The organism is Rhizobium sp. CG5 (assembly GCF_023701945.1).
GTDB lineage: Bacteria > Pseudomonadota > Alphaproteobacteria > Rhizobiales > Rhizobiaceae > Allorhizobium.
The window spans coordinates 566,854-593,588 of sequence record NZ_JABAEF010000001.1 but is presented as its reverse complement, the minus strand read 5'-3'; the positions used below and the strand labels follow the sequence as shown (position 1 = coordinate 593,588).

Sequence of the window (26,735 nt, the reverse complement as noted above, 5' to 3'; positions counted from 1 at the left end):
AATTGGGAGGAGGACTTGAATGGCTGAAATTACCACTGATGTGCTGATCATTGGCACGGGACCGGCCGGATCGGCGGCGGCAGCGCTGCTGTCGACCTACGGGATCAGCAATGTCGTCATCAACCGTTATCACTGGCTGGCCAATACGCCACGCGCCCACATCACCAACCAGCGTGCCATGGAGGTCTTGCGCGATCTCGGCCGCGATGTGGAGGAAGAGGCCTATATGTTCGCCACCCACCAGGAATTGATGGGCGAGAACATTTTCTGCGAAAGCCTGGCCGGCGAGGAAATCGGTCGCCTGAAGGCCTGGGGCAACCATCCGCTGAGCAAGGCCGAGCATCTGATGTCGTCGCCGACCAAGATGAACGACCTGCCGCAGACCATGATGGAACCGCTGCTGTTCAAGACGGCCTGTTCGCGCGGCACAAAGGCGCGCATGTCCACCGAATATCTTCGCCACGAGCAGACGGCCGATGGCGTCATCACCACCTGCCGTGACCGGCTGTCCGGGCGCGAATTCACCATCCAGTCGAAATATCTGATCGGTGCCGACGGGGGCAAATCGCTGGTCGCCGAACATGCAGGCCTGCCCTTCGAAGGCAAGATGGGGGTCGGCGGATCCATGAACATCCTGTTCCGGGCCGATCTCAGCAAATATGTCGCCCATCGTCCCTCCGTTCTCTACTGGGTCATGCAGCCAGGCGCCGATGTCGGCGGCATCGGCATGGGCCTGGTGCGCATGGTGCGGCCGTGGAACGAGTGGCTGATCGTCTGGGGTTACGACATCAATGGTCCCGAGCCGGATGTGACCGCCGAGTTTGCCACCGGCGTCGCGCGGCAACTGATCGGCGATCCCGATCTGGAGATCGAACTGCTGTCTGCCAATACCTGGACCGTGAACAATTTTTACGCGACGCGGACGTCGAACGGTCGGGTGTTCTGCGTCGGCGATGCCATTCACCGCCATCCGCCGTCGAATGGTCTTGGCTCGAACACCTCGATCCAGGATTCCTACAATCTCGCCTGGAAACTGGCGATGGTCCTGAAGGGTCAGGCCGGCGAGCGCCTGCTGGAGAGTTACGATACCGAACGCGCGCCCGTTGCCAAGCAGATCGTCACCCGCGCCAACCAGTCGATCGGCGAAACCGGACCGATCTTTGCAGCGCTCGGCATGAGCGAGGGCGTCGATCCCGTGCAGATGCAGAAGAACCTTGCGGCGCGCACCGACGGAACCGAGGCGGCGGAACAGCAGCGCGAGGCCATCCGCAAGGCCATCGCCTTCAAGAAATACGAGTTCGATGCCCATGGCGTCGAAATGAACCAGCGCTACCGGTCCAACGCCATCGTCACCGATGGCCAGATCGAACCCGATTTTCTGCTCGACGCCGATCTCCATCACCAGCCGACCACCTGGCCGGGGGGGCGCGTGCCGCATGCCTGGCTCTATAAGCATGTCGGCGGCACCGAGGTGTCCACGCTCGATCTGTGCGGCCATGGCAAGTTCACGCTGCTGACCGGGCTCGGCGGCAAAGCCTGGGTCGAGGCAGCCAAGGCCGCGGGCGCCGAACTCGGCATCGAGATCACCACCCATGTGATCGGTCCGCGCCAGACCTATGTCGACCACAGCGGCGACTGGGCACGGCTGAGCGAAATCGCCGATACCGGCTGCCTTCTGGTACGGCCGGACCACCATGTCTGCTGGCGCAGCACGGGGGCGAGTGCCGCGCCGGGCGATGACCTGCGCCGGGTCTTGCGTCAGGTTCTGGCACTTTGAAGCGTGGGCGGCAGTTCATAACCGGATGACATGTTTTCCGCGAGGAAACAGATCAATTATGTGATTGCCGCCTGTTAGCCTTCATGCAGCGACGCGCCGATTTGGGAGGAGACGCATGTCAAAGCTGAGCCGTGCAATGGCCGCCATCGAGGATCGCGGGACCCGCACCCGAAGCTGACGTAACGGGATTTCCGGACATGGCAGGCCGCGTATCCCTGGGGCAAGGACGGCGGCGTGTGGCGGGCGACAGACCCTGACGCGCGCCAGGAACAACAAGAGGAGGAAACATGTTCACGAGACGCGATTTTCTGAAGACCACGGCGGCCGGAGGGGCGGTTGTGGCCGCATCCGGCCTGGCCGCGCCGGCGATTGCCCAGGATGTGGCCATCAAGCTCGGCTATGTCAGCCCGCAGACCGGCCCGCTTGCGGGCTTCGGTGAGGCCGACAAATTCGTCATCGACGCCTTCAAGGCGGCGACCAAAGGCATGGGCCTCAATTACGAGGTCATCGTCAAGGACAGCCAGTCGAATCCCAACCGGGCGGCTGAAGTGGCGAAAGAGCTGATCGTTGACGACGAAGTCAACCTGATGCTGGTCTCCTCGACGCCGGAGACGACCAATCCGGTTTCGACCACCTGCGAGGCGGAAGGCGTGGCCTGCATTTCCACCGTCGCGCCGTGGCAGCCGTGGTTCATCGGCCAGCAGGGCAATCCCGGCGATCCGGCAAGCTGGAAGCCGTTCAACTATGCCTATCACTTCTTCTGGGGCCTCGAAGATATCATCGCCGTCTTCACCGGCATGTGGGGACAGCTCGAGACCAACAAACAAGTCGGCGGCCTGTTTCCCAACGATGGCGACGGCAATGCCTGGGGCGACAAGACCGTCGGCTTCCCGCCGGTTCTGGAAAAGCTCGGCTATGGGCTGACCGATACCGGCCGCTACCAGAACCTGACGGACGATTTTTCCGCCCAGATCAACGCCTTCAAGCAGAAGGGCACGGATATCCTGACCGGGGTCATGATCCCGCCGGATCTCACCACCTTCTGGAACCAGGCCAAGCAGCAGGGCCTGAAGCCGAAGATCGCTTCGATCGGCAAGGCGCTGCTCTTCCCGCAGACCGTCGAGGCGCTCGGCGATGCCGGCCATAACCTCTCCACCGAAGTCTGGTGGACACCCTCGCATCCGTTCAAGTCGTCGCTGACCGGCGAGACGGCGGCTGAGGTCGCGGCCGCCTTCACCACGGCGACGGGCCGGCCCTGGACGCAGCCGATCGGCTTTGCCCATGCGCTGTTCGAACTGGCAGTGGACGTCATGAAACGGGCCGAGGATGTCGCCGATGCGGATGCCGTGGCCAAGGCGATCGGCGAAACCAAGCTCGACACGCTGGTCGGACCCGTTGCCTGGGGCAGCGACAAGCTGCCGCCCTTCGCCAGCAAGAATGTCGCCAAGACGCCGCTGGTCGGCGGCCAGTGGCGGCGCAAGAGCGGCGGCGGCTACGATCTTGTCGTGGTCGAGAACGGGCTTATTCCATCCGTGCCGCTGGGCGGCAAGCTTGAGCCCCTGTCCTGACCGCAACCAACCGCTCCGCCCAAAGCGGAGCGGTTTTCGAGAGACCAGGAACCTTGTGAATGCCGATCCTTGAACTGAGTGGCGTGTCAAAATCCTTTGGGGCCATCGTGGTTGCCGAGAATATCGAATTCGCCGTGCAGCCGGGCGAGGCGCTCGGCGTGATCGGGCCGAACGGTGCGGGCAAGTCGACCCTGTTCAACCTGATCAGCGGCAATCTGTCGGTGGCCAGCGGTTCGATCCGCTTCGACGGGCGCGAGGTCACCAACATGCCGCCGATGCAGCGCTGTTTCGCCGGCATGGGCAGAACCTTCCAGATCCCGCAGCCGTTCGAACGCCTGACGGTCTATGAAAACCTGCTGGTGGCGGGGGCCTTCGGTCAGCAGGCCAGCGAGCGGGATGTCGCCGATTTTTGTGCCGACATTCTCGTCGAGACCGGCCTGATCGCCAAAGCCAACGCGCTGGCGGGCTCGTTGAGCCTGCTGGAGCGCAAACGGCTGGAACTGGCCCGGGCGCTCGCCACCAAGCCGAAGCTTTTACTTCTTGACGAGATCGCCGGCGGGCTGACGGAGGGCGAATGTCGGCAACTCGTCGCCACCATCCAGCGGGTGCACCGGCGCGGCGTCGCGGTGATCTGGATCGAGCATGTGCTGCATGCCCTGACCGCCGTCGTCGAACGCATTCTGGTGTTGAATTTCGGTCGGGTGATCGGCATCGGCGAGCCGCAGGCGATCATGGCCTCGCGTGAAGTCCGCGAAATCTATCTCGGACTGGAGGTGTGATGACCAGCATTCTGGAAACGCGGGGGCTGACGGCCTTCTACGGTGATTTTCAGGCACTGTTCGGCGTCGATCTGCGCTTGGAGGCCGGCGAAACCATTGCGGTGATCGGCGCCAATGGCGCCGGAAAATCGACGATGATGCGCGCTATAGCCGGCGTTCTGCCATCGGCTGCCGATGCCATCTGGCATCGCGGAACGCCGATCGGCAATCTCACCGCCCCCGATGTGGTGGCACGCGGCATCGCGCTGGTGCCGGAGGGTCGCAAGCTCTTTGCCTCGCTCACGGTCGAGGAAAATCTCCAGGTTGGCCAGTATGGCCGCAAGGTGGATGGGCCGTGGTCGCTCGACAGCGTTTACGCACTCTTCCCCATTCTGAAGGAGCGCCGCTCGAAGCCGGCCACGGCGCTGTCCGGCGGCCAGCAGCAGATGGTGGCGATCGGCCGGGCGCTGATGTCGAACCCGGAGGTTCTGCTGTGCGACGAGTTGAGCCTGGGCCTGGCGCCAGTAATCATCAAGGACATCTACGCCGCCTTTCCGCGCATCCGCGCGGCCGGTGCCGCCCTCGTGATCGTCGAGCAGGACATCAACCAGGCCTTGAAGGTGGCAGATCGCGTCTATTGCATGATGGAGGGGCGCATCACCCTGACCGGTCGTCCCTCAGACCTTGCCCGCGACGACATTCACGCCGCCTATTTTGGAGCCGATACGCATGAACTGGCTTGATACCGTTCTCCAGGGCGTGCTGCTGGGCGGGCTCTATGCCCTCTTCGCCGCCGGCCTCAGCCTTGTTTTCGGCATCATGCGCCTGGTCAACCTTGCCCATGGCGACCTGATCGTGCTGGCCTCTTTCCTGATCCTCGTTCTGGTCGCCGCAACCGGCATCAATCCTTTCCTCGCAGCGCTGATTGCTGCACCGCTGATGTTCGCAGCCGGTTGGCTGCTGCAGACCTATCTGCTGAACCGCACGCTCGGCAAGGACATCCTGCCGCCCCTGCTCGTCACCTTCGGGCTCTCGGTGGTGATCCAGAACGGCCTTCTGGAGGCGTTCACCGCCGACAGCCGCCGCATTTCGGTCGGAACGCTGGAATCGGCGTCGCTGTCCGTCGCCGGCTTGAGTGTCGGCGTCATCCCGCTGATGACTTTCGCCTCTGCCATCGTCGTCATCATTGCCCTGAACGGGCTAATCTATCGGACAGCCCTTGGTCGGGCCTTTCGCGCCACCTCCGACGATCCGGTGACCGCCGGCATGATGGGCATCCGCCCGCAGCGCATGTTTGCCATGGCCACGGGGCTTGCCATGGTGGTGGTCACGGTTGCCGCCCTCTATCTTGGCACCCGCGCCAATTTCGATCCGACCGCCGGACCGGCGCGGCTGATCTATGCCTTCGAGGCGGTCATCATCGGCGGGCTCGGCTCGCTCTGGGGTACGCTGGCCGGCGGTGTCGTTCTGGGCGTGGCGCAGACGCTGGGCGCTTCCATCAATCCCGAATGGCAGATCCTCTCCGGCCATATCGCCTTTCTGCTCGTGCTTCTGGTCAGGCCGCGCGGCTTGTTCCCCCGCGCCGATGATTGAGGACACCATGACCACCGGAACCGACATCACGACAAACCCGGACCTCGGCACCCGCCGCTGGCGGATCGAGACGCGGACGCGGCTGTCATCAATCGCGATGGGCTTTTCGCTGCTGATCGTCCTCGTGCTGGCCGTTGCGCCCTTCTTCGTGTCGCGCGGCACTGTGCAGGACCTCTTCTTCATTCTGACCATGCTGACGCTGGCGCAAAGCTGGAACCTCCTGGCCGGCTATGCGGGGCTCATTTCTGTCGGCCAGCAGCTCTTCGTCGGTTGCGGCGCCTATGCGCTGTTCGGCCTGGTCATCCTGCTCGGGGTCGATCCGCTTCTCGCCGTTCCGCTGGCCGGAATCTTCGCCGTTCTGGTGGCGCTGCCAACCGCTTTCTTCGCGTTCCGTCTCTATGGTCCCTATTTTGCCATCGGCACCTGGGTGATCGCCGAGGTGGGCCGGCTGCTGTTTGCGCAATGGAAGGTGCTGGGCGGCGGCACCGGCACCTCGCTGCCGCGCGAGGCGGTAAGAGACATGATCGGCGTCTCGGCCGTCGGCGATCTGTTCGCCATGAAGCCTGCCGTGGCGCTGGATGCGATCACCTTTTGGCTGGCGCTGCTGATGGCCGCCTTCACCATCGGTATCGTCTATCGGTTGTTGCGCAGCAAGCAGGGCCTCGGTCTTGCGGCGGTGCGCGACAACGAGATCGCCGCCAGGGCGCTCGGCGTCGATGCCCGTCGGCTCAAATTGACGATCTATCTGCTGACGGCATTCCTGACAGGGATCACCGGCGCGCTTATCTATCTCCAGAAGGCGCGCCTCTCGCCGGACGCCGCCTTTTCGCTCACCGACTGGACCGCCTATGTCCTCTTCATCGTCGTGGTCGGCGGCATCGGCACGATCGAAGGTCCGATCCTCGGGATCATCGTCTTCTTCCTGCTGCAGAACCTGCTGGCCGATTACGGCTCATGGTATCTGCTGCTTCTCGGCGGGCTCGCCATCGCGACCATGCTGTTTGCGCCGCGCGGGCTGTGGGGGCTGATTTCGGAACGCACCGGCATCGCCTTCTTCCCCGTCCGCCGTCTCCTGAAGGGTGGACCGGAAAAAGAGGTCTGAGCGTGTCGCGCCACCGTAGCGCGGGACGTCCAGGTCATCACCGCATGCCGCCATCATCTGTCGCAGGATCAGATCGTATCCCTGGGCGTAGCCTCGCGGACGCGCTTATTCCAATTCTCCAGACCCCTGCTCGACGCCGATTTCGAAGGCATTCAGCGTCATCGCCACGAAAGCGTAATAGCCGACGATCCCGACGAGTTCGGCTAAACCGGCCTCTCCGATCGCGTTCAATGCCTCAGCGTGCAGCGCGTCCGGGACGAACCGCGTTTCCAGGAGGCTCTTTACATAGCGATAGACAATCGAGGCTTTATCGCTTCCGAAGACGGGCTCTGAGCGCGTGCGGATTGCTTCGATGACCTGCGGTTCGACACCGGCTTTCAAAGCTTCCCGTTTGTGAACATCCCATTCGTAAATCGCCCCCCAGTCGCGCGCCACCAGAAGAATAGCCAGCTCCGACAGAGCCGCACCAAGTTCCGTCTCGTAGCGGACGAATTCGCCGAGACGTTGCGCTCTGGCACCCAGTTCCGGACTGTGGATCCACGCCCGCAGTGGTGCCGGGACATGACCCCGTCGCCCGGACGTGGCCTCCTCGACGACGCTTTGCTGAGCGGGTGACATGTCTTGAAATTGTAGATCGGTCAGACGCATGCACGGACCTCCTGATGCTTTGTTTGCAAGGTGACGGGCGCCGCCCGCGATGGGGCGCGTCCGCAGAGCGTAAAAAAGTGTCTGGTTTCGGAAGGCCGACCTGCGACCAAAAAATCCGATCGATCAGAGCGTCTCTGTCTGGTCGCCGGATTGTGGCTGGGCCCGTGTGATCGTGTCGCGCTGTCCGCGCATGGACGTTTCGATCTGCCGCGCCGCATTGGTGGCGATATCGATCAGCAATGCCTTCTCCATGAGATTGAAGCGCGTCCGGGTGGTGACCATCACCAGGGCCGCGGGATCGAGCGCATCGTCGACCGGGACCGGAACGGCGACGCCTGCGGCATTGGGGTCGAGTTCGCCGATCGACACCACATGACCGTCATTGCGGTATTGCAACAACTGCTTGCGGAATTCCGACCATGTCGCGCCAAGGCCCGCCTCCGCTATCTCTGCGCTGTGCTGCCCATACAGCTTCCGGAGTTGGGAGGCGCTCATCGACGCCAGCAGGATCTTCGAACCACCACCGCGAAACAGCGGCATCGGGCGGCCCCGGCCAAAGGCGATCTGACCGGTTTCGTGGGCCAGTTCCTGGTGAACCGCCATGATTTTCGAGCCGTACATGCTGGCGAGCAACACGTCGCAGCCGGTTTCCTGGGCGATGCGGACCATGATCGGCCGACACGCGTTGAGCAGCGGATCGCACTGACGGATGTAATAATCCATTTCGATCACGCGCGGGCCGAGAGAATAGCCCCCCTCTGCGCGCCGCAACAAACCGGCGTCGCACAGCTCCTTGACATAGCGATAGCCTGTGGGGCGCGAATGGCCGCAGTGCTGGATGATCTCTTCTGCGGACCAGATCGGTTTCTCGACCGAAAACAGGTCAAGAATGAGAAGCATTTTCGTGAGACTGGACATACGTGCTCGCGTGTAGATCTGTTGCGCCGATCGGTGAGAGCCATCGCAGGAACCCGAACGTCAGAAACCAAGCTAGACGGGGATGAGAAGGCGTGCAAGTTGCAGCGCCTCCCCTGCCTCGCGCCGTTCACGGATTGACGGGGGCATATTTCCCAGTCAGCTGGATTGCCGGTCCCTTGACCCCTTTGGCCATCAGGTCGACGCGCGTATCGCGCGGCCAGGTTCTCTTCAGGTCATCGCGCACGCCGATCTTCAGGCGGCCCAGCCCTTCGACTTCCAGCTCGACGGCATCCCCGTCCTGAAAGGCATTCAGTCCGCGGTGATTGGTGCCGGTCGCCACGACATCTCCGGGTTCCAGAGCCTGGATATGGCTCAGCCACTCGATGCAACGCGGAATCTTGTGCGCCATGTCGCTGGTGTTGAAATCCTGCTTGAGTTCACCATTGACCCAAAGCCGGACCTGCAGAGCCTGCGGATCCGGGATTTCGTCGGCCGTGACGATCCACGGGCCGATCGGCGCGAAGGTATCACGGGATTTCATCTGGAAATAATTGTTCTTGTCCGGGACCGTGCCACGCGCCGAGCCGTCGATGAAGTTGACGTAACCGAAGATATAGTCGCGCCAGTTGTCGGCCGGAACCTGGTGCGCCCGCTTGCCGATCACCAGAGCAAGCTCGGCTTCCCCCTCGAATGTCTTCGCCGGCATGTCCGGCAGGACCATGGTGCCGCCCGGCCCGATCACGCCGGATGGCGCCTTGTGGAAGGCGTTGATCGCCGGCGCTTCGGCAAGCGTGCCATCCTCCATGTAGTTGACCGCCATGCACACGATATTGCCGGGTTTCGGCAGCGGCGCCTGGAGCTGCACGGACGACAGGGCGATCGGCACGCCGGCATCGGCCGCAGCCTCCAGCTTGCCGCGATAGGCGTCAAACCGCTCGATCAATCCGCGCATCAGGTCATGCGGCCCCACATGGGGAATGTCCTGGACAACGGAAGAGACGTCGAAAATGCTGTCGCCCCGGACCACGCCGAGTTTGTAGGAATCAAAAAATGCGAGTTTCATGGATTGAGATCTCTCAGCTGGCGCCGCTGAATGCGCTAGGGAATGGAAAGCCAGTAGCGGCCCGCGACCGGGCCGAGACTGCGCGCCGAAGCGCTGAACCGTTAGGGAAGCAATGACGCGTCAGAGCGACTCGGCCATCTTCTTCTTCAGCTTCTCATTGAAGCGATCACGCCACTGCTGCAGGGGCTGAAAGTCGTCATGCTCGCGATTGCGGGCCTCGGAAAGCCGATAGATTTCATCCGCCGGAAGGGTGAAGTCGACCGGATCGGCGCAAGGCTGCTTGACGTACCATTCCGTGTCGGTGAAATATTCCAGGCGGTTACCTTCAGGATCCGGAAAGTAGATCGACCAGGCAATGCCGTGGCTGACGCATTTCATGTCCTTGGTTCCGCCTTCGACCAGCCGGCGATGCACTTCGCGCACCTCCTCCAGCGTATCCAGCCGGAACGAAAGTTGCTGCACCTGCGGCGTATCCGCCGTGCGGCCGGTGAAGAGCGCCACCTGATGGTGCTCCTCGAGGTTTCGGCTCAAGAAGCACATCCGTCCCGGAACCTCGTCCGTGACGATGAACCCGAGGACCTTGGTGTAATAGTCCAGCATGAGCGCCAGATCATGGACGAACAGCCCGACATGGCTGATGGAGACCTGCTGCATATGTACCTCCCGACAAATCAATTTTTGACAAAGACCCGATACTCCCGTGATCGGATTACATTTCTATCTCATACTATGAGATTTTGGTCAACTTAGTTATTCGCGTCGATCACTCTGTCCGGCAGGGGAACCGCGGCGCTCGACAGCAAAGCATCCAAGGCTGCCTGCGCGATAAGCTCGTCCTGATGAGACTGGACGCCGGACACGCCAATCCCACCCAGGCACCACGTTTCGAACAGTATCGGCAGTCCGCCCTGAATCGGCAAGCCATATGAAAGCTTGAGAAAAACCGGCCTTTCCGCGATTCGCTCCTCCATATCTTTGGATTTTCGCCGAGAAATTGCGGCCATTTTCGCTTTTCCCGTGGCGATGTCACTGCTTGCCGCTCCAGTGCCGTCCATTCGCTCAAGACGAAGAAGCGCTCCGCCCTCGTCCACCACGGCGATTGTCACGCGCCAGCCATTTGCTGCAGCGCACCCGCGTGCAGCCTCGCACATCAGGATTACATCGGCCTCGTTGAGGTGTGGTCTCATATGCATTCTCGCGTCCTCCCAAAAAAAACGACTGGATCTAAAATTTATCCAAATCTCACATTACTAGATTGATTGACATTCCGGAATAGCCGTGGCAATCCTTTTTTCGTCCCCGGTTCTCGGCGACATCACTCTGGGAGGAGTTCATGTTTAAACGCATTCTGACAGCGGGCCTGGCTTCCGTGCTGGGCCTGGCCGCTTCCGCTGCAATGGCGGAACCCGTTCAATTGAAACTGGCGTTCTTCAACGCCGACACCGACTCGACATGGACCGGCGTGCTCCGTCCGTTCATGGAAGCCGTCAACGCTGACGGTAAGGGTATCATCGAGATCCAGGGCTACCCGAACGGCGCTTTGAGCCGCAACGCTGGCCAGCAGCCGCAGGTCGTGCTGGATGGTGTTGCTGACATCGCTTTCGCGACGCTGGGACAATCTGCGGGTCGGTTTCCAAACAATGGCGTGCTGGAACTGCCCGGCATCTTCAGCAATATCACCGAGTCGAGCTATACCTTCACGCGCCTCGTCGCTGCCGACAAGCTGAAGGGCTACAGCGACTTCGTCGTGCTCGGCGCATTCGGCGGCGACCCATCCGGCATTCACATGAACGTGCCGATTTCGTCCTACAAGGACATTGCGGGCAAGAAAATCCGGGCGACCAACCCGACGGAAGCGCTCACGCTGCGCCGCCTGGGCGCTGCACCGGTCGTTCTCCCCACGCCTGAAACGGTCGAGGCGATTGCCCGCGGAACGGTCGAAGGAACCGCCATGCAATCGGCGCCGGTCGTCGACTACGGCATCGATCGCGTCGTCAGCCACCACTATTACGGCCGGTTCAGCAACGCCCCGCTGGCCGTGCTGATGAACAAGGAAAAGTTCGAGTCCCTGCCAGCGCCGGCGCAAGAGATCCTGCGCAAATACGGCGGTGAATGGATGGCGGATCGCTGGATCGAGGCAACAGGCGGCGCCAACGACCGGGCCGTGGCAAAATTCAAAGCCGATCCGAAGCAGACCGTCGTCTACCCATCAGAGGCCGAAATGGCAGAACTGAAGACGATCTATAAGGACGTGATCGATGAGTTCACCGCCAAGGACCCTCATAACAAGGAACTTCTGGCCGACCTCCAGAAGACCTTGGAAGAGGTTCGCGCAGACCGGCCGGTGAGATGAGCGTGTCAAACTCGGTCCCTGCCCGGTTCATCCGGCACCTCGCGAATGGTTTAGCGGGTGCCGGCGTGGTCCTCCTCATGGGCTTTGCGGTTGCGACGCTCCTGGATGGCTCCAGCCGATCCCTCTTCAACAACCCGATCGATATCGTCCGCGATCTTGGCGGGATGATTGTCGGGGTATCGCTGGCGAGTTTCATACCGCTGGCCTTTCTGGAGCGCGCCAATATCGAGGTGACGTTCATCGACGGGATCGTGCCGCCGCTAGTCGGACGTCTGCTCGCCTTGTTCGCCGGCTTCGTGACCCTGGCATTCATGACCGTCTTTGCCTGGCAGTTTCTGCAAAACGCCCGCAACTTCCTGGCCGCAGGCGAAGTGACACCGATGCTCGGCTACCCCCGCGCTCCCTTCTGGTTCGTCATCGACGGCTTGTTGTGGATGGCAGTCGTGGTCCAGTTCGTCGTCGTCCTGGAACTGCTGGGAGACATAAGGAGTGAGCGGCGACCATCGCCGCTCCCAGATCACACGGCGGATTGAACCGCCCGATACGAAAACCCTGCACGCCCCCGATCTCGGTGATACGCGCTGCGGAAAGGCAATCATGGATCCCTTATACATCGGCGCCCTCGGCTTTCTTGTGCTGTTCGTGCTCATCATCCTCAAAATTCCGATCGCCATTGCGATGATGCTTGTCGGCGTCACGGCGTTCGCCCTGCAGACGTCCTGGACATCCGCGCTGACGCTGCTGGTGGGCGATCCGGCGGCATCCATGACAAGCGTCGACATGGCCGTCGTCCCGCTGTTTCTGCTGATGGGCATCTGTGCCACATCGGCGGGATTGTCCCGGGACATCTATCTCGTCGCGGCGTCCTTTCTGGGCCACCGCCGCGGCGGGCTTGCCTATGCGACGATTGCGGGATGCGCGGCATTCGGCGCCGTCTGCGGCTCCTCGACGGCGACCACGGCGACATTTACCAAGATCGCCCTGCCCGAGATGCTGGGCCGCAACTATTCGCCGCAACTGGCGACAGGATCGATTGCCGCGGGTGGCGCTCTCAAGGCGCTCATTCCTCCGTCGCTCGTCATGATCCTCTACAGCATTGCCACGAATACCTTCATTCTCGACCTTTTCCTCGCTGCGATCGTTCCCGTCTGTCTGGTCATCCTGCTCAATCTCGGAGCGATCTGGGTCACCACCCGGCGCCACCCGGAAATGGCACCCATCCTGGAGCCGGTGGCCTGGGCCGAACGGAAAATTCTCCTGCGCAAGGCCGCGCCCGCCCTCACCCTGATCGTCTGCGTCTTCGGCGGTCTTTATAGCGGCATCTTCACCGTCAACGAAGCCGCATCGGTGGCCGCCGTCCTGACGGTCGCCTTTGCCCTTGTCAGGTCGCGGTTCAACCTCAAGGCGACCTTTTCCGGCATGTTCGACGCCACCAATGTGGCGGTGATGGTCTACATGGTGATCGCCGGGGCATCGGTGTTCAGCTACTTCATGACCTTGGCGCGCGTGCCGGAAAGCCTTGTCGACGCCATCGGCCTGGTCAATGCGCCGCCGATCCTGATCGTCTTCGGATTGCTGGCGGCCTATCTGGTCCTCGGTGCCGTGTTTGACGAAATCTCGGCGATGATCATCACGCTGCCCTTCGTGCTGCCCGTGATCGTCGAGCTTGGCTACGACCCCATCTGGTGGGGCATCATGAATGTGCTGATTGTCGAACTCGGCCTGATCATCCCGCCGATCGGTCTTGGCGTGTTCATCATTCACGGGCTCGCTCCGCAGATCAGGCTGTCTGAAATCTACCGAGGCGTTGTCCCCTTCATCATCGCCGACCTCATTCTTCTGGTCCTGCTTGCTCTGTTCCCGCAAATCGTGCTTGCGCCCCTCACATGGCTACGGAGCTAGGTTCGCCTAGAACCTCACAGGGAATCCATAGATGAACATTTTGATCGATGACATTTCAAAAAGGATTTCTGCAGGAGCGGCCTATTCTCGGGACGCTCATGCATCGGACGGCCTTGCCATCCACGTGCTCGACACTGTGGGCGCCTGGATTGCCGGACGGGCGACACGGGAAGGCCAGCATCTGTCGCGGCTTCGGAACAGCGAAAGAGAGGCGGCCGCCCCGCTGACCTCATCGACGCTCGACACCCTTGCACTCCGCGTCGCCACGGCGCGACTGAGCGAGGTCGATGATGTGCATATGCCCTCCTGCACGACGCCCGGCGCCGTTGTCGTCATGACGGCCTTGTCCCTGGCGACCGATCTGCAGCAACGCCCGGACGCCGCCCTGTTTATCGACGCACTCCACGCCGGCTACGAAGTCATGACCCGCCTTGGTGAAGCGGTGTCCGGGCCTGAGATCCTGCACAAGGGGATCTGGCCCACCTACCTGCTGGCGCCGGTGACGGCAGCGGCAGTCACGGCCAAGCTTTTGAACCTGGATTGGGAGCGGACCGCACATGCCTTGGCGATTGCGCTCTCCACGGCCAGTGGCAGACCCGGCGGCAGCGTCAGCGGCGGCGTCGTTGGCAGCGTCGGCACCTCGGCGCGATGGTTGCTGGCCGGCCTTGCCGCAAAGGCCGGCTGCTTTGCCGCCCTCAGCGCCGCGCAGGATTTCAACGGCGACAGGAACCTTCTTAACGGCGAATGGCCGGGCAGAAGCCATGGCATCCAGCTGTCGCAAGCACCGCTCCTGAGTTTCTTCGCCGATCGGCCTGCCGTGCTCGGCACGAGCATCAAGCCCTATTGCGCTGCCAAGCACGCCATCGCGGCGATCGACGGCTTTCAAACGCTTCTTCGGCAGGGAATTCCGCTGGATGCGTTGACCAAGGTCGTGGTCAGGGTTCCCCCGGCCCATGCCAGCATGATCGGCCACCGTGATGTCAGTTTGAGCCGCCTCGCCCGCATCACCAGCTGCGGCTACAACCTTGCGCTGGCTGCGTTCCGGCCTGATGATCTGCTCGATATCGAGCGGGCGGATGCGGTGACCGCGGCAGCCGTTATGGAGTTTGTCCAAAAGGTCGAGGTCGTCGCTGACGCCGCGCTGGCGCACCTGTGTCCGCAGCATTACCCAGCGACACTCGATCTGTTCGTCAACGACACCGTGATTGCCTCGATCGCCGTATCGAATGCCTTCGGCGACCCCGACAAGCCGTTCGATCTTGTTTCGGCGCGGAATAAATTTCGCCGGCTCGTACGCGGCATCATTACCGACAGCCAGGCCGAGCGAATTGAGCAATGCTGCCTGGACCTGGACAATCCGACCGCCGGGCGCGAGCTGGCCCGCATGATGACCGCCATCGACGTGACGCTGATATCAAGAGCGGTGCCGGACATGTGTCTGGATGAAGAACACGGCACCGGAACCGTACCGGCTGCATAACGGGAGAGGAAATTCTATGACAGACCCTGTTGACGTTATCATTGTGGGGCTCGGCCCGACAGGCGCCACATTGGCGAACCTGCTGTGCACCATGGATCTGTCCGTCTGCGTGATCGAGGCGGACGAGACGATGTATACTCTGCCGCGCGCCACCCATTTCGACGGCGAGGTGATGCGCGTCTTTCAATCCATCGGGCTGGCGGACAAGATCAAACCCGATACCCACGTCAATCCCGGCATGACCTTCATCAACCCGCAGCACGAGGTCATCCTCAGATGGCCGCGTCCGGCCGAGATCGGTCCGCAGAACTGGCATGGAAGCTATCGCTTTCACCAGCCGGCGCTGGAAATCGCCCTGCGGCAAGGCCTCAACCGTTTTCCGGACGCGCGGGTGCTGATCGGCTGTGAGGTCATTGCACTCGAACAGGACGAAGATGGCGTTGTCGCGCAATACCGGACGCGCAAGACGGGCGAGACCGACACCGTCAGGGGTCGCTACCTGGTCGGCTGCGACGGCGGACGGTCGCCCGTTCGCGGCATGATCGGCAGCGAGCTTGAAGATCTCGGCAGCCACGAGCAATGGATCGTCGTCGATCTGCTGATGAAGCGGAATGTCGAAGGATTGACCGATGGCACGGTGCAGTTCTGCAGCCCGGACCGTCCGACGACCTTCATGCGTTGCGTCGGCAACCGGCGCCGCTGGGAATTCATGGTCATGCCGGGCGACGACGTGCGCGAGCTTGTGACACCGGCCGGAACCTGGGCTCTGTTGAGCCCCTGGCTGACACCGGATGATGCCGACATCGAACGTTCGGTCGCCTATTTCTTCCATGCCATAATGGCCGCACCCTGGCGCAAAGGTCGGGTCCTGCTTGCCGGCGATGCCGCACACCAGACGCCGCCCTTCCTGGGCCAGGGCCTCTGCGCCGGAATTAGGGATAGCGCCAATCTTGCCTGGAAACTCGCAAGCGTCGTCAAGGGCAAGGCGCCACACGCGCTTCTCGATAGCTATGAGGCGGAACGGTCGCCCCATGTCCGGCTGTTCATCGAAAATGCCATGCAGATCGGCAGCATCATCCAGACGACCGATCCTGAACAGGCGCGCAAGAGGGATGAGGATCTGGCCAAGAGCGAGCGGCTGATCACCTCGATCAATCCAAGGCTCGGGCCAGGATTGCACGGGACAGCGCCAGCACCGGCCGGGACGATCTCCCATCAGCCGATCCTTTCCGATGGACGTCCGCTGGACGACGTGGTCGGCCATCGCTTCGTTGTGCTCGGCCACCATGATCTGCTCGACAAAGTATCGAATGCGACACGCATGCGCTGGCAGGACGCCGACCTGCTCTACCTCCCCGGCGAAGGCCTGGACTACCTGGACAAGATCGGTGCGCGCAGCGTCATCATCCGGCCCGACCGTTACATCCTGGGCACGGCGAACACGACCGAAGACCTGGAGCGTCTCTGCGAACTGCTGCCGATCTTCGAGCGGAAAATGGAACCCAGTTGAAGGGATTGCCCGGTGGATGGCCTTCACCTGGACCTTGATCACATGAAATTCACGAATGGAGAAAATGATGTCAACTGTTGATACACGAGCCGTCAGGGGCGAGACGCAGGACGCCGGCCGCAAACCATTGCGCATTGGCATGCTGTTGCCGTCGAGCAATCCGATGGCGGAGCCCGAACTATCGGCGATGCTGCCGTCGGGGATATCCGTCCTCACCACGCGGTTGAAGCTTGCCGGATCGACGCGGGAAGAATTGCTGGGGATGACCGACAAGATCGAGGAAGCGTCGGCATTGCTGTCCGATGCCCGTGTCGATCTCATCGTCTTCAATTGCACGGCCGTGTCCACCTTCGATCCCGTCATGGGCTCGAAAATCTCGCAGCGCATCACCGACGCCTGCGGACGGCCGGCAACCACCACGGCCGATGCGCTGCTGGCCGCGTTCAAGGCCATGAACGTGAAACGCGTCGTCCTGATCACGCCCTATGTGAAGGCGGTAAACCTGCGGGAAGTCGAGTTCCTCAAGCACTACGGCATTGAAGTCCTGAGCGAGACGGGACTCGATCTGAAGGAAGGAAACGGCATGGCGTCGGTTTCGCCCGACGAGTGGGTGGAACTTGCCCGCGCACATCGGGATGATACCGCCGACGCCTATTTCCTCAGCTGCACCGCAATCCACGTGACACCGATCATCGATCGTCTCGAACGGGAGCTGGGACGTCCGGTTGTGACCAGCAACCAGGCCATGCTCTGGCATTGTTTGCGTGAGATCGGCTACAAGCAGCCCGTCGAGGGTTTCGGCAAGCTCCTGAGCGCCTATTGAAGCCATATTGACGAAGAGACGGGATCTCTTGCGAAGAATAGATCGGATACGGCCGTAAGGCCGCATCCGGTCTATGGTTGGATCATCGATCAGGCTTTCTCCGCCCGAACCGGATTGCGCAATATGCCGATCTCCGAGACTTCCACCTCGACGACGTCTCCGTCCTTGAGGAACAATTGCGGCGAGCGGCGAACGCCCACACCGCCGGGCGTTCCCGTCACGATTACGTCACCGGGTTGCAGCGGGATAAAGGTCGAACAATATTCGATGATCTCCGGGATCGAGAAAATCATCTGGCTGGCGTCGGCGCGCTGCACCTCCATGCCGTTGACGCGGGTGAGCAATTGCAGCGGCGCATTGTCGGGAATTTCGCCGCGCGTCGACATCCAGGGTCCGAAGCCGCCCGTCTGATACCAGTTCTTGCCCGGCAGCCATTGTGCGGTATGCCCTTGCCATTCGCGAATGCTGCCGTCATTGTAGGGCGCGTAGCCAGCGATATGGCTCCAGGAGTCCTCTTGCGAAATTCGCCGGCCGGGCTTGCCGATGATCACAGCGATCTCGCCTTCGTAGTCGAATGTGTGGGATTCCGGCGGCGCCAGCAACGGCTGCATGTGGCCGATCTGAGTGGCCGCAAACCGTGCGAAAACCATAGGCTTTTTGCTGGGATCCCGGCCAATTTCGGAGCGGTGAGCCTCGTAATTCACGCCGATGCAGATGATTTTCGGGGGATTGGGAATGACCGGAAGGAACGTAATATCCGACAACAGGTAGTCGGGCTTGGCGCCGACGGATGCACTTTCGAGTTCGGGCAAGGCCTGCGCCTCGAGGACAGCCAAGAGATCTGCGTAGCGCCCTTCGAACTTTCGGCCCAGATCGACAACGCCATCATCGACAACCGCGCCGAAGCTTATGCGGTTCTGGATCTCAAAGGTAAGCAGTTTCATTGTAAGCACTCCTATTGAAGCCGCCTGTTATCAGGACGGCGCTGTTTTTGCTGTCGGTTGCCGGGACAAAAGCGGCTGAGACGCCATCCGCTTTTGTCGGGGATGGAAGTCATCGGGCCTGAGGGAGCGGGAACTCCAGAAGACGCGGGACATATTCCGGCTCGAGATCGATCTCGATGGCCGCCATGACGCGGACGAGACCGATATATTCGCCGATCGTCACGAGCAGATCCACGAGGTGTTCACTGCTGAGGGCTTCCGCGAGACGATCGAACCTCTCCTGGGAAAGCGTGATGTGGTCAGTCAGCTCTCTGGTTGCGGCCAGCACGGTTCGGGCGAGCGGCTCAAGATTTGAGGTGCCGCCGTCACTCTCCACGGCGATCGCGCGGATGTCGTCCGGGCTTACCCCGAAGGACAGTGCCACATCCACGTGATGGGCCCATTCATAGGCAGAGCGCGTGGTGTAGCCGACCTGCAGGATCGCCAATTCCCGCAGACGGGGATTCAGCCCGCTTTCATGGCGGAAATACATGCCCCTGGCCGCGACGAGCTTCGCAAGCACCGGGCTATGGGCGACCGCCCGCGTGATATTCGACGTCATGCGTTGGATATTGCGGTGCTCCGGCGCGAGGTCTTCCGGCGAAAGATATTTTATCCGCCCCATGGGCTATCTCCCCACGCTTCTGGACAACTCGCCAAGCGCCTCGCCGACGATCGATGCCGGATCGTAGCCCGCCGTTGCGAACGCGATCAGGTCGGGCTGATAACCGGTTTGCGAGCAGATCAGGAAGGCGTCCCGTTCGAGACCGTCGATCAGGACATTTGCCGCATGTTCCGCCGGAACCCGCACCGTGCGGCGCTTCGGCACGCCGATGGCAAACTCTTCCGGAGCCGGCATCCCCGGCGGCGGCGTGGGCGGAACGCCTCCCGGCATCTCTGCCGTGGCGGTAATGCCGGGGCAGAAGACCGAAACGCCAACGCCGGTTCCGCTCAAGGCATGCGCGAAGGCATAGCTCATCGACAGCTGTGCACCTTTCGAGGCGATATACGGCCCCATGAAGCGGATCGGTGGATCGGGAAGCAGCGCCAATGCGGAAGATGTGTTGACGATATGTCCCGCCTTGCGCTCCAGCATGCCAGGCACGAAGGCCCGGATGGTGCGAAGATAACCGAGCACATTGATATCGAAGGCCTCGCGCCATTGATCGAGTTCGGTATTCAAGATGGATCCGGTCACCGGAGGCTTGGCCGCATTGTTGATGAGGATGTCGACGGCGCCGCAGGTGCTCTCGACCTCCCGCTGCAAATCGGCGACCTCCTGGTCGTTTGCGACATTGCAGCGAAACGCCAGCGCCTTGCCGCCCGGGACAGACTTGGCAGCCGCCTCAGCGCCCTCCCCGTTCAAGTCGACGATGACGACGCGAGCCCCCAACTGGCCGAGGCGTCGTGCCGTCGCCCGACCGATCCCGGTCGCCGCACCCGTTATGAGCACCAATTTTCCGTCGAGTTTCATCAGCTGAATCCTATGTTCAAACGTGAGGGTCTTCGTCTGTCGCCGACACACGAACACGCTCTATCGATCTGTCTTTCCAAGCGTCCATACGGGACCCCGCTGGACGGATTTTTCCGAAATGCTCTAGGCGGTCGGTGTTTGTCCCAGCGCAGTAACAAAGGCGCTCCACGAGCCGGCATCTGCCTTGGCGCTGTATCCGAAACCGGGACCGGCGCCGTGAATGTCGGGATCGGTGAAACCATGTCCGACGCCCCCGAACAGGCAGAGCTGGTAGTCGACGCCGGCGCTGCTCATTTCCTCCTGGAAGCCACGGATCTGGTCCATCGGTGAGAAAGGGTCGGCATCGCCGACACAGACAAGCACTGAGGTTTTCAAGGCTGCGGCGCCGCGCTCGCTGGTGAGCCCGCCGTGAAAGACGCTGACGTTTCTGACGGGTACGCCTGTGCGGGCAAATTCCAGACCGCACCACCCCCCGAAGCAATAGCCGGCGACCGCGATGTCCTCGACATCCAACCGGCTGGCCTCCGTCAGGGCTCTGAGCCCTCCTTCGACCCGTGCCATCAGGAGATCGGGGTCGGCTTTCAGCGCGCCAACCAGGACCCGTGCCTCGGCCGGCGTCTGGACCAACTGCCCTCCTCCATGCAAGTCGGCAGCGAAGGCATGGTAACCCAGACCGGCCAGCAGATCGGCACGCCGACGCATATGCGGCCCGAGGCCGGGCGCCTCATGCAGCAACAGAATGCCGACCTTGGCGGCACTGTCCCCGGCCGCGTAGTAACCCACACATTCGACACCCCCGGCGTCGTAACGCCGCTCCACGCCCTGCATGTCAAACACCTCCCTGTTTCAAGCTGTTGATGATCGGCAGGGCAAACACCATGGCGTGAATCCCCATGCTCGAGATCTGCCTGCAGACATCGAGAACCTCCTGCGCGCTGGCTCCATGCTCCAGTGCTGCCCGCACATGATGACGCACGCCGGTTCCATTGAGCTGCGTCACCTGGGCATGGACCGCCAGGGCGATCAGGTGTGCCTCCTTCAACGAAAGCGCCGCATGGGGGCCCCGTGTCGGGGCGGCCGCAAAGTCGAGCCAGCAGGCATAGAAGCGTGGATCGAGCGCGATCCCGGCATTGACCTCGTCAAGCACCGCGCCGAAGACGGCGAGATGGTCTTTGCGCACCTTTTCCACATGGCCTGCGTCAGCGACCACCTGGCCTGGCGCGAACTCTTCCACGGCGGCAGCAACCAGCAGATAGGAGTGGATGCCGATCGCACTGACCGTTGCGACCACGGAGAGAAGCTCCGCAGGGGTGGCACCGAGCTCCAGGGCCTGCCGGGCGTGATTTTTGAACCCCTTCTCGAACATGTGCGTCGGCGAACAATTCGTCGCCACATAGATGAGTTCGCGCAGTTTCGGCGGGATGGTGCCGTGTTCGCTGGAATAGGCGGAAAAATCGAGATAGGCGGCAACATAGGCCGGTGAGTAGGACAGCATCGCTTCCCAGTCATCATGCCAATGCCCGCGCCGCCGCTTGAATTCCGCACGGACCCAATCCGGATCGAGCGGCGCACCTGCTGATGTCAACATCGTGTCCATCGCGATCAGAACGGCGTCAGCGGGGCGAGCCCGAAGTGAAGGCGGGCCGCATTGACCGCGGTGCGCGACCGCTGCTCGACGAAATGCGTCTTCTGCACGGAGGCGTCTCGATAGATGCGCGCCAGCTGCGATTGTTTGGCGCCGGCACTGGTGCCGGCCGTGGTAAAAATGATTTCCAGCGCATCCCAGGCAAGCCGGCAGGCCTCCTGCGCAGCAGCAAACAGCCGCCGGTCGGTCTCCTCGCTGAAGCCTTGATTGGTCTCCTGGTGCGACTTGCAGGCTTCAAGATAGCCTTCGGTTATCTTTAGCAGCAGCGCCTCGGCGGAATCGAGTTTGGTTTGCGCGTCCCCGTAATATTGCTGGAACTCGTGGCTCTCGAACAGGCGCTGCTTCGGCGAGAACCGCATGGATTTGCTGCGGCAGATCTCGTCATAGATGTCGAGCGCGCCCTTGGCCGCGCCGACAATGACGGCGCCAAGCTCGATGGCAAAATACGATGCCTTGCGACCGTTATACATCGGGTTAGGATGCACAGCCGCGCCACGTTCGCCGCGCCACATGACGATCGGAGCAGTCCGATACTCCGGAATGAACAGATCCTTGACGACCACCCGGCGTGAGCCGGTCCCCTGCATGCCGATCATCTGCCAATTGTCGACGATCTCGAAATCGCGGCGATCGACGAGCATCAGGCGCGGCGTCATGCTGCCATCGGGTTCCGGTGTCAGCCCACTGACCATCGCGTGGGTCGAGACATCGCAACCCGATGCGTAATCCCAGCCCCCGCTGACGCGGTAGCCGCCTTCTTCCGGCTTCACCGGCACGGGCGAGCCCACCGATGGGCACCGATAATCGCCGTCATCGCCATAGGCTTCGATCTGCGCACGGTCGCTGAAGTCGGCCAGCATGATCGGATGACCCGAGACGAGCGCCAGAACCCAGCCGCTCGACGGACATCCGCGGGCAATTTCCATCATGACGCGGACGTAAGTTGTCAGGTCGAACTCGTAACCACCGAACCGCCGCGGCTGCACGATGCGATAGAACCCCGCCTGCATGAACTCCTCATGGGTGATGTCCAGCAGGCGGCCGGCGGCTTCGGCATCCGCCTGGCGGGCGCGCAGCGTGCCGATCATCGACGTCGCGCGCGCAATCATCTCATCCGGTCGCAGGTTGGGCTCCGGCGGTAGCAAGCCCTCTGCTTCAAAACGTCGTTCAAGACTGACCATCGGCGCACCTCATCCTCCGCACCAGCACCCGCAATTGCGGCGGGTGCTCTCCTGGGATTGATTTGAGACCCACGGTGCAAGATCGACAAGCTGCGACGACCCAACGTCCGGTATGTGTACCCTGATACATCTGCCGGACGCCTGCAGAAGCCAAGATGCTTGTCGCCTGGGAACGCTCTAGTGTTTGCGCTGCGCGGTTAAATGGTTAGTTGCGCCCGGCTCCGATATACGGAACATTTTCGACATCAAGAGGTCGACCAATGAGCTTATCTCCATTGAATTCCACCCATCCTCGGTATGACCGAGTGATCCTGGGCGCCTGCGCGCTCATCCTCTGCATGAATGCGGCTTTCCCCATTTATGGCGCAAGCGTGATCAACACCACCATGGTGACGTCGCTCGGTTGGGACCGCAGCCTGCTGGGCCTGCTGGTCTCGGTCAACATGGCCGTCACCGGATTGACGGCGCCGCTGATCGGTTCGGCGGTCGACCGCTATGGACCACGCATCGTGCTGATCGCCGGCAGCTTCCTGCTGCTCGTCGGTGCGAGCGCCATGGCCTTCTGGGTGGAACAGCCGTGGCAGGTGATCTTCGCCTTCGGCATCCTGATGGGATTGGCCATGAGTGCCGGCGGCTTCATTGCCAATCAGGCCTGCGTCGCGGCGTGGTTCGACAAGAAGCAGGCCCGCGCGTTTGCAACCCTCTATGCGACGATGGGCGTGGGCGGTTTCATCGCCGCGCCGCTGATCAGCAGTGTCATTGCCCAGGGCGACTGGCGTGCCGGCTGGCTTGTCTTCATCGCCGTCGGAGCTTTTGCCTTGTGTCTTGCCGTCTTCGTCGTACGCGATGCGCCGTCCGCAGCTCGCAATGAAGGCGTCGACAAGACTGCGCAGCCCGATTCCGCACCGGAGCCGAAAGGATCAATCTACAAATCGCCCGCGCTTTGGCTGGTCATTCTCTGCATCGTCAGTGCCGGGGCCGGAAGTTCGCTCTACATCGCCCACGGCCAGGCACTTCTCCATGATTCCGCCTTCTCCCCCTCTGCCGCCGCAGCATCGCTGTCATTGATGGCCGCCTCCACGCTGCTCGGCAACTTCATGGTCGGCGCTCTGGGCGACCGTTTCGGCACCCGCAATATCCTGACCGGCGGCCTCCTCGTCTTCGCCATCGGTCTTCTGACACTCGGCTACGCCGAAAACACCTTCATGCTCTATGCTTACGCCGTTCTGCTGGGCGCCGGCTATGGCGCGGTCCAGGTGAGTTCGATGGCCCTGCTGGCCGAAACCTTTCCGGCCCGGCAGTTTGCGTCGGTCTCGGGCTTTGCAATCTCCATGATGACGATCGCCAGCGCCGTCGCGCCCTTCGTGGTCGGCCAGCTGTTCGATCTCACCCAGACCTACATTCCGAGCATTCTGGCCATTGCCGGAATGAATGTCGCTGGGGCCTTGCTGATGATGAGCAATCGCCGGGTGTTCGTGTCGGAGGCAACGCCCGCACCAACCCGATGATCGCTGCTGGGCCGTGACCAACGGCCCAGCCCCGCAAAGCACTGTTTTGCTCCCAAGCAAGGAGGTCGGCACTGGTGAAAACCAGGTCGGCCTCCTGCCGTTTCGGCAGATGGTTCGAAGATCCACCCGACCGAAACCACCACGGAACCGGCGGCCTTGACGTGCCCGGTGTTGCGGCCCCCGGACTTCGGGACCTCCCCGTCCCAGATATGGCCCAGGCCAGCGACGATGACGATCGCCATTACCTTACCAGGGCTCCCCGCCCAGCCTGTGCTGATGACCCGATCGCAACCTGCTTGGTTCAACACCGGTCCACGAATAATCCGCCGGGCTTAATCCGAACATCCATCAACCGCGCGGCGTCGGCCACGTTTGGTGCGCAGCGCTCGGCAGGAGGACCTTCACGCAATGGCAAGGGCGCGATTTGGGCTCTCGGTCAAACAAAAAAAAGCCGCCGCTCTTGCGAGCGGCGGCGCAACGACTTCCTGCCGGAAGTCGTGGGGAGGAAACGTCAGACTGCCCCGAACTTGTCCTTGAGGCCCTGCAAGGCGCCGGCGATGTCGCTGCCGATGCCCTTTTCAGCCATTTCCTGAATGGCACTCGGCACCTCGACGGCGATCGAATATTCGACCTCGGAGCCGGAGCCGGCCTCGTTGACGATGAAGGTCGCGAGGAAGCCTTCGAGCTTCGGCGCACCTGGAGGCAGTTCCTGGTTCGGCACCATCTCGTAGGCCAGCGTGCGCTTTTCGTTGTCGAGCACGGCAATGCGATCGAGGATCGTGTTGCCCCGCTTCATCTTGACGATGCGCTCGCCGGACGCCGGTCCCCGAGCCGTCGACTCGATATGAGGCTGCCAGGTTTGAAAGTTGTAGAAGTCACTGACAAACGTCCAGACCTCCGAGGCAGGGGCCTTCAATTCAACGGACTGAGATAGTCTCATTTTAGTCTCCACTGATATTTCCATGTCGGAACAACATGGATGGTTGAAACACGGGATGCCGCCGTCTCCCCAGCATCCGGCTGGCTGCCGGGCGGCACATTTGGCAGCGTCACATCGACCCGATCGAAGCGGCAAATGTGATGTCGATCGGGGTCAATGCGCGGATTTCATCCGGGCTGAAGCCCTCTGCAATCTCGGTCACTTCGAACCCATTTCCCTTGCGGACCAGCAGCGCCAGGTCTGTGATCACCATGTCCACGCAGCCGGGTGCTGTGAGCGGGTACGCACAGTCGCGCACCAGCTTTGGCTGGCCCTTGCCGTCGCAATGCTCCATCAGAACGATCACCTGGCTGCCGGAGGACGCCAGGTCCATGGCACCGCCAATGCCGCCGCCGGACTGGCCGGGCACGGCCCAATTGGCAAGATCGCCCTTTTCGCTGACCTGGTAGGCGCCCAGAAGGACGGCCGAAAGCTTGCCCGAACGGGCGATTTCGAAAGAGCCGACGCTCTCAAACAGCGCCCCGCCGGGACGCATCTTGATGAAGTTGCCGGCCGCGTCGAAGAAGTCGACGTCGAACTGCGTCGGGTCGTCCAGCAGATCGTAGCCGAGCGCGCCATTTTCCGCGTGAAGCAGGATGGATTTGTCTTTCGTATGGGCGGCCACCAGCGTCGGCAGACCCGAACCGAGATTGACATAACCGCCTTCCGGCAGGAGCGCGGCGGCGCGGCGCGCCATGTTGGAGCGGGTCAGAGCCGGTTTGCCGAAATATTCGCGCCCGCTGTCGGGTGCACGGCGGCCCATGCGGCCCGTCGGCGGCGGGTATTTGGTGCTGGTGCGCACCACCCGCGACACGTAGATGCCGGGCAATCCCACCCGTTCCGGTGAGATCTCGCCGGCCTCGACGATCTCTTCGACTTCGACGATCACAAGCTTGGCCGCCTTGGCGAAACTGGCATGGAAATGCGCACTGCTGCCGCGAAACTCGACATTGCCGAACCGATCGGCCCGGTGGCCGCGGATCAGGGCGACATCGACAGGCAGGGCGTGTTCGAGCACGTAGTCGTGGTCGCCAAACCGGCGCACTTCCTTGCCGTCCTGAAGCGGGGTTCCGACCGTGACCGGGCTGTAAAAGGCCGGCAAACCGGCGCCAGCCGCCCGCAACCGCTCGACGAGGATGCCCTGAGGCACCATCTCCAGCGCAATTTCACCGGCGGCGATCTTTTCCTCTTCCGGTGAAGGCATGCCCGGACGGACCGAGAAGGACAGGACGAGCCGGCGCACCTGGCCGTTCTGCACCAGGATCTGCGGGCGAAAGTCCCCGCCGGCCCCAAGGGAGTTGGCGATGATCGAGAGGTGCTTGGCCCCTTGCGCCTGCAATGCCACGACGAGGCTGTTGGGATAGGAATGGCCGACGCCAAAACCGGCAATCGCGATCGCCGCTCCGTCATTGATATCCGCCACCGCATCGGTCGCACTGTTGAAGACCTTATCCATGCCTTCTCCTTTCA

At 62.0% G+C, this 26,735-nt stretch carries 26 protein-coding genes; 13 read left to right on the top strand and 13 right to left on the bottom strand.

Annotation, left to right across the window (positions count from 1 at the left end):
* Window positions 1-19: 19 nt before the first annotated feature.
* From HGO38_RS02900 to HGO38_RS02875, 6 genes are all read left to right on the top strand, one after another.
* Window positions 20-1,777 (top strand): FAD-dependent monooxygenase, encoded by a 1,758-nt coding sequence (locus HGO38_RS02900; protein WP_250954406.1) that lies wholly within the window; start codon window positions 20-22, stop codon window positions 1,775-1,777.
* 287 nt (window positions 1,778-2,064) lie between these two features.
* Window positions 2,065-3,345: an ABC transporter substrate-binding protein gene (locus tag HGO38_RS02895; RefSeq protein ID WP_250954405.1), complete on the top strand. Its 1,281-nt coding sequence runs from the start codon at window positions 2,065-2,067 to the stop codon at window positions 3,343-3,345.
* Between the two features lie 59 nt (window positions 3,346-3,404).
* Window positions 3,405-4,124, top strand: coding sequence for an ABC transporter ATP-binding protein (locus tag HGO38_RS02890; protein ID WP_250954404.1), 720 nt, complete (start codon window positions 3,405-3,407; stop codon window positions 4,122-4,124).
* Entirely contained in the window at window positions 4,124-4,846 is a 723-nt protein-coding gene (locus HGO38_RS02885) for an ABC transporter ATP-binding protein (protein ID WP_250954403.1), read from the top strand. Before HGO38_RS02890 ends, HGO38_RS02885 begins: the two co-directional genes overlap by 1 nt.
* A complete protein-coding gene (locus HGO38_RS02880; protein ID WP_250954402.1) occupies window positions 4,833-5,696 on the top strand; it encodes a branched-chain amino acid ABC transporter permease in 864 nt (287 codons plus the stop codon). The genes HGO38_RS02885 and HGO38_RS02880 overlap by 14 nt, the downstream gene beginning before the upstream one ends.
* A 7-nt stretch (window positions 5,697-5,703) precedes the next feature.
* A complete protein-coding gene (locus HGO38_RS02875) occupies window positions 5,704-6,798 on the top strand; it encodes a branched-chain amino acid ABC transporter permease (protein ID WP_250954401.1) in 1,095 nt (364 codons plus the stop codon).
* A gap of 105 nt (window positions 6,799-6,903) precedes the next feature.
* Here HGO38_RS02875 and HGO38_RS02870 read toward each other — a convergent pair whose 3' ends face one another.
* From HGO38_RS02870 to HGO38_RS02850, 5 genes are all read right to left on the bottom strand, one after another.
* Window positions 6,904-7,446: a carboxymuconolactone decarboxylase family protein gene (locus HGO38_RS02870; RefSeq protein ID WP_250954400.1), complete on the bottom strand. Its 543-nt coding sequence runs from the start codon at window positions 7,444-7,446 to the stop codon at window positions 6,904-6,906.
* A 123-nt stretch (window positions 7,447-7,569) separates the two neighbouring features.
* On the bottom strand, window positions 7,570-8,364 hold the full coding sequence (locus tag HGO38_RS02865) for an IclR family transcriptional regulator (protein ID WP_250954399.1): 795 nt from the start codon (window positions 8,362-8,364) through the stop codon (window positions 7,570-7,572).
* Between the two features lie 127 nt (window positions 8,365-8,491).
* Window positions 8,492-9,427 carry a fumarylacetoacetate hydrolase family protein gene (locus HGO38_RS02860; protein ID WP_250954398.1) on the bottom strand — a complete coding sequence of 312 codons (936 nt, stop codon included), beginning with the start codon at window positions 9,425-9,427 and terminating at the stop codon, window positions 8,492-8,494.
* A 120-nt stretch (window positions 9,428-9,547) separates the two neighbouring features.
* Window positions 9,548-10,081 (bottom strand): VOC family protein, encoded by a 534-nt coding sequence (locus tag HGO38_RS02855; protein ID WP_250954397.1) that lies wholly within the window; start codon window positions 10,079-10,081, stop codon window positions 9,548-9,550.
* 92 nt (window positions 10,082-10,173) lie between these two features.
* A complete protein-coding gene (locus HGO38_RS02850; protein WP_250954396.1) occupies window positions 10,174-10,620 on the bottom strand; it encodes a GlcG/HbpS family heme-binding protein in 447 nt (148 codons plus the stop codon).
* Window positions 10,621-10,760: 140 nt separating this feature from the next.
* Between HGO38_RS02850 and HGO38_RS02845 the strand changes: the two genes are divergently transcribed.
* The 6 genes from HGO38_RS02845 (at window position 10,761) to HGO38_RS02820 (ending at window position 17,495) form a co-directional block, all read left to right on the top strand.
* Complete coding sequence (locus HGO38_RS02845) at window positions 10,761-11,780, top strand: TRAP transporter substrate-binding protein (RefSeq protein ID WP_250954395.1); 1,020 nt, start codon at window positions 10,761-10,763, stop codon at window positions 11,778-11,780.
* On the top strand, window positions 11,777-12,313 hold the full coding sequence (locus HGO38_RS02840; protein ID WP_250954394.1) for a TRAP transporter small permease: 537 nt from the start codon (window positions 11,777-11,779) through the stop codon (window positions 12,311-12,313). Before HGO38_RS02845 ends, HGO38_RS02840 begins: the two co-directional genes overlap by 4 nt.
* Before the next feature lie 64 nt (window positions 12,314-12,377).
* Entirely contained in the window at window positions 12,378-13,682 is a 1,305-nt protein-coding gene (locus HGO38_RS02835; protein WP_250954393.1) for a TRAP transporter large permease, read from the top strand.
* Between the two features lie 31 nt (window positions 13,683-13,713).
* The gene (locus tag HGO38_RS02830; RefSeq protein WP_250954392.1) at window positions 13,714-15,162 is read left to right on the top strand and encodes an MmgE/PrpD family protein; all 1,449 of its coding nucleotides are present in this window, start codon (window positions 13,714-13,716) and stop codon (window positions 15,160-15,162) included.
* Window positions 15,163-15,178: 16 nt separating this feature from the next.
* Window positions 15,179-16,672: a bifunctional 3-(3-hydroxy-phenyl)propionate/3-hydroxycinnamic acid hydroxylase MhpA gene (mhpA, locus tag HGO38_RS02825; protein WP_250954391.1), complete on the top strand. Its 1,494-nt coding sequence runs from the start codon at window positions 15,179-15,181 to the stop codon at window positions 16,670-16,672.
* 67 nt (window positions 16,673-16,739) lie between these two features.
* Window positions 16,740-17,495 (top strand): maleate cis-trans isomerase family protein, encoded by a 756-nt coding sequence (locus tag HGO38_RS02820; RefSeq protein WP_250954390.1) that lies wholly within the window; start codon window positions 16,740-16,742, stop codon window positions 17,493-17,495.
* Between the two features lie 89 nt (window positions 17,496-17,584).
* Here the strand turns inward: HGO38_RS02820 and HGO38_RS02815 are convergent, their stop codons facing one another.
* The 6 genes from HGO38_RS02815 to HGO38_RS02790 all read right to left on the bottom strand — a co-directional run bounded on the left by HGO38_RS02815 (window position 17,585) and on the right by HGO38_RS02790 (window position 22,778).
* Window positions 17,585-18,439 (bottom strand): fumarylacetoacetate hydrolase family protein, encoded by an 855-nt coding sequence (locus tag HGO38_RS02815; protein WP_250954389.1) that lies wholly within the window; start codon window positions 18,437-18,439, stop codon window positions 17,585-17,587.
* A 109-nt stretch (window positions 18,440-18,548) separates the two neighbouring features.
* Window positions 18,549-19,103 carry a carboxymuconolactone decarboxylase family protein gene (locus HGO38_RS02810; protein ID WP_250954388.1) on the bottom strand — a complete coding sequence of 185 codons (555 nt, stop codon included), beginning with the start codon at window positions 19,101-19,103 and terminating at the stop codon, window positions 18,549-18,551.
* Between the two features lie 3 nt (window positions 19,104-19,106).
* A complete protein-coding gene (locus tag HGO38_RS02805) occupies window positions 19,107-19,952 on the bottom strand; it encodes an SDR family NAD(P)-dependent oxidoreductase (RefSeq protein WP_250954387.1) in 846 nt (281 codons plus the stop codon).
* A 123-nt stretch (window positions 19,953-20,075) separates the two neighbouring features.
* Window positions 20,076-20,780 (bottom strand): dienelactone hydrolase family protein, encoded by a 705-nt coding sequence (locus HGO38_RS02800; RefSeq protein ID WP_250954386.1) that lies wholly within the window; start codon window positions 20,778-20,780, stop codon window positions 20,076-20,078.
* A 1-nt stretch (window position 20,781) separates the two neighbouring features.
* Entirely contained in the window at window positions 20,782-21,540 is a 759-nt protein-coding gene (locus tag HGO38_RS02795) for a carboxymuconolactone decarboxylase family protein (RefSeq protein ID WP_250954385.1), read from the bottom strand.
* A 14-nt stretch (window positions 21,541-21,554) separates the two neighbouring features.
* The gene (locus tag HGO38_RS02790; protein ID WP_250954384.1) at window positions 21,555-22,778 is read right to left on the bottom strand and encodes an acyl-CoA dehydrogenase family protein; all 1,224 of its coding nucleotides are present in this window, start codon (window positions 22,776-22,778) and stop codon (window positions 21,555-21,557) included.
* A gap of 260 nt (window positions 22,779-23,038) precedes the next feature.
* Between HGO38_RS02790 and HGO38_RS02785 the strand changes: the two genes are divergently transcribed.
* Window positions 23,039-24,286: an MFS transporter gene (locus HGO38_RS02785; protein WP_250954383.1), complete on the top strand. Its 1,248-nt coding sequence runs from the start codon at window positions 23,039-23,041 to the stop codon at window positions 24,284-24,286.
* A gap of 511 nt (window positions 24,287-24,797) precedes the next feature.
* Here HGO38_RS02785 and HGO38_RS02780 read toward each other — a convergent pair.
* Both HGO38_RS02780 and HGO38_RS02775 read right to left on the bottom strand, forming a co-directional pair.
* Window positions 24,798-25,226, bottom strand: coding sequence for an SRPBCC family protein (locus HGO38_RS02780; RefSeq protein WP_250954382.1), 429 nt, complete (start codon window positions 25,224-25,226; stop codon window positions 24,798-24,800).
* 109 nt (window positions 25,227-25,335) lie between these two features.
* On the bottom strand, window positions 25,336-26,721 hold the full coding sequence (locus tag HGO38_RS02775) for a 3-oxoacid CoA-transferase (protein ID WP_250954381.1): 1,386 nt from the start codon (window positions 26,719-26,721) through the stop codon (window positions 25,336-25,338).
* Window positions 26,722-26,735: the final 14 nt, after the last annotated feature.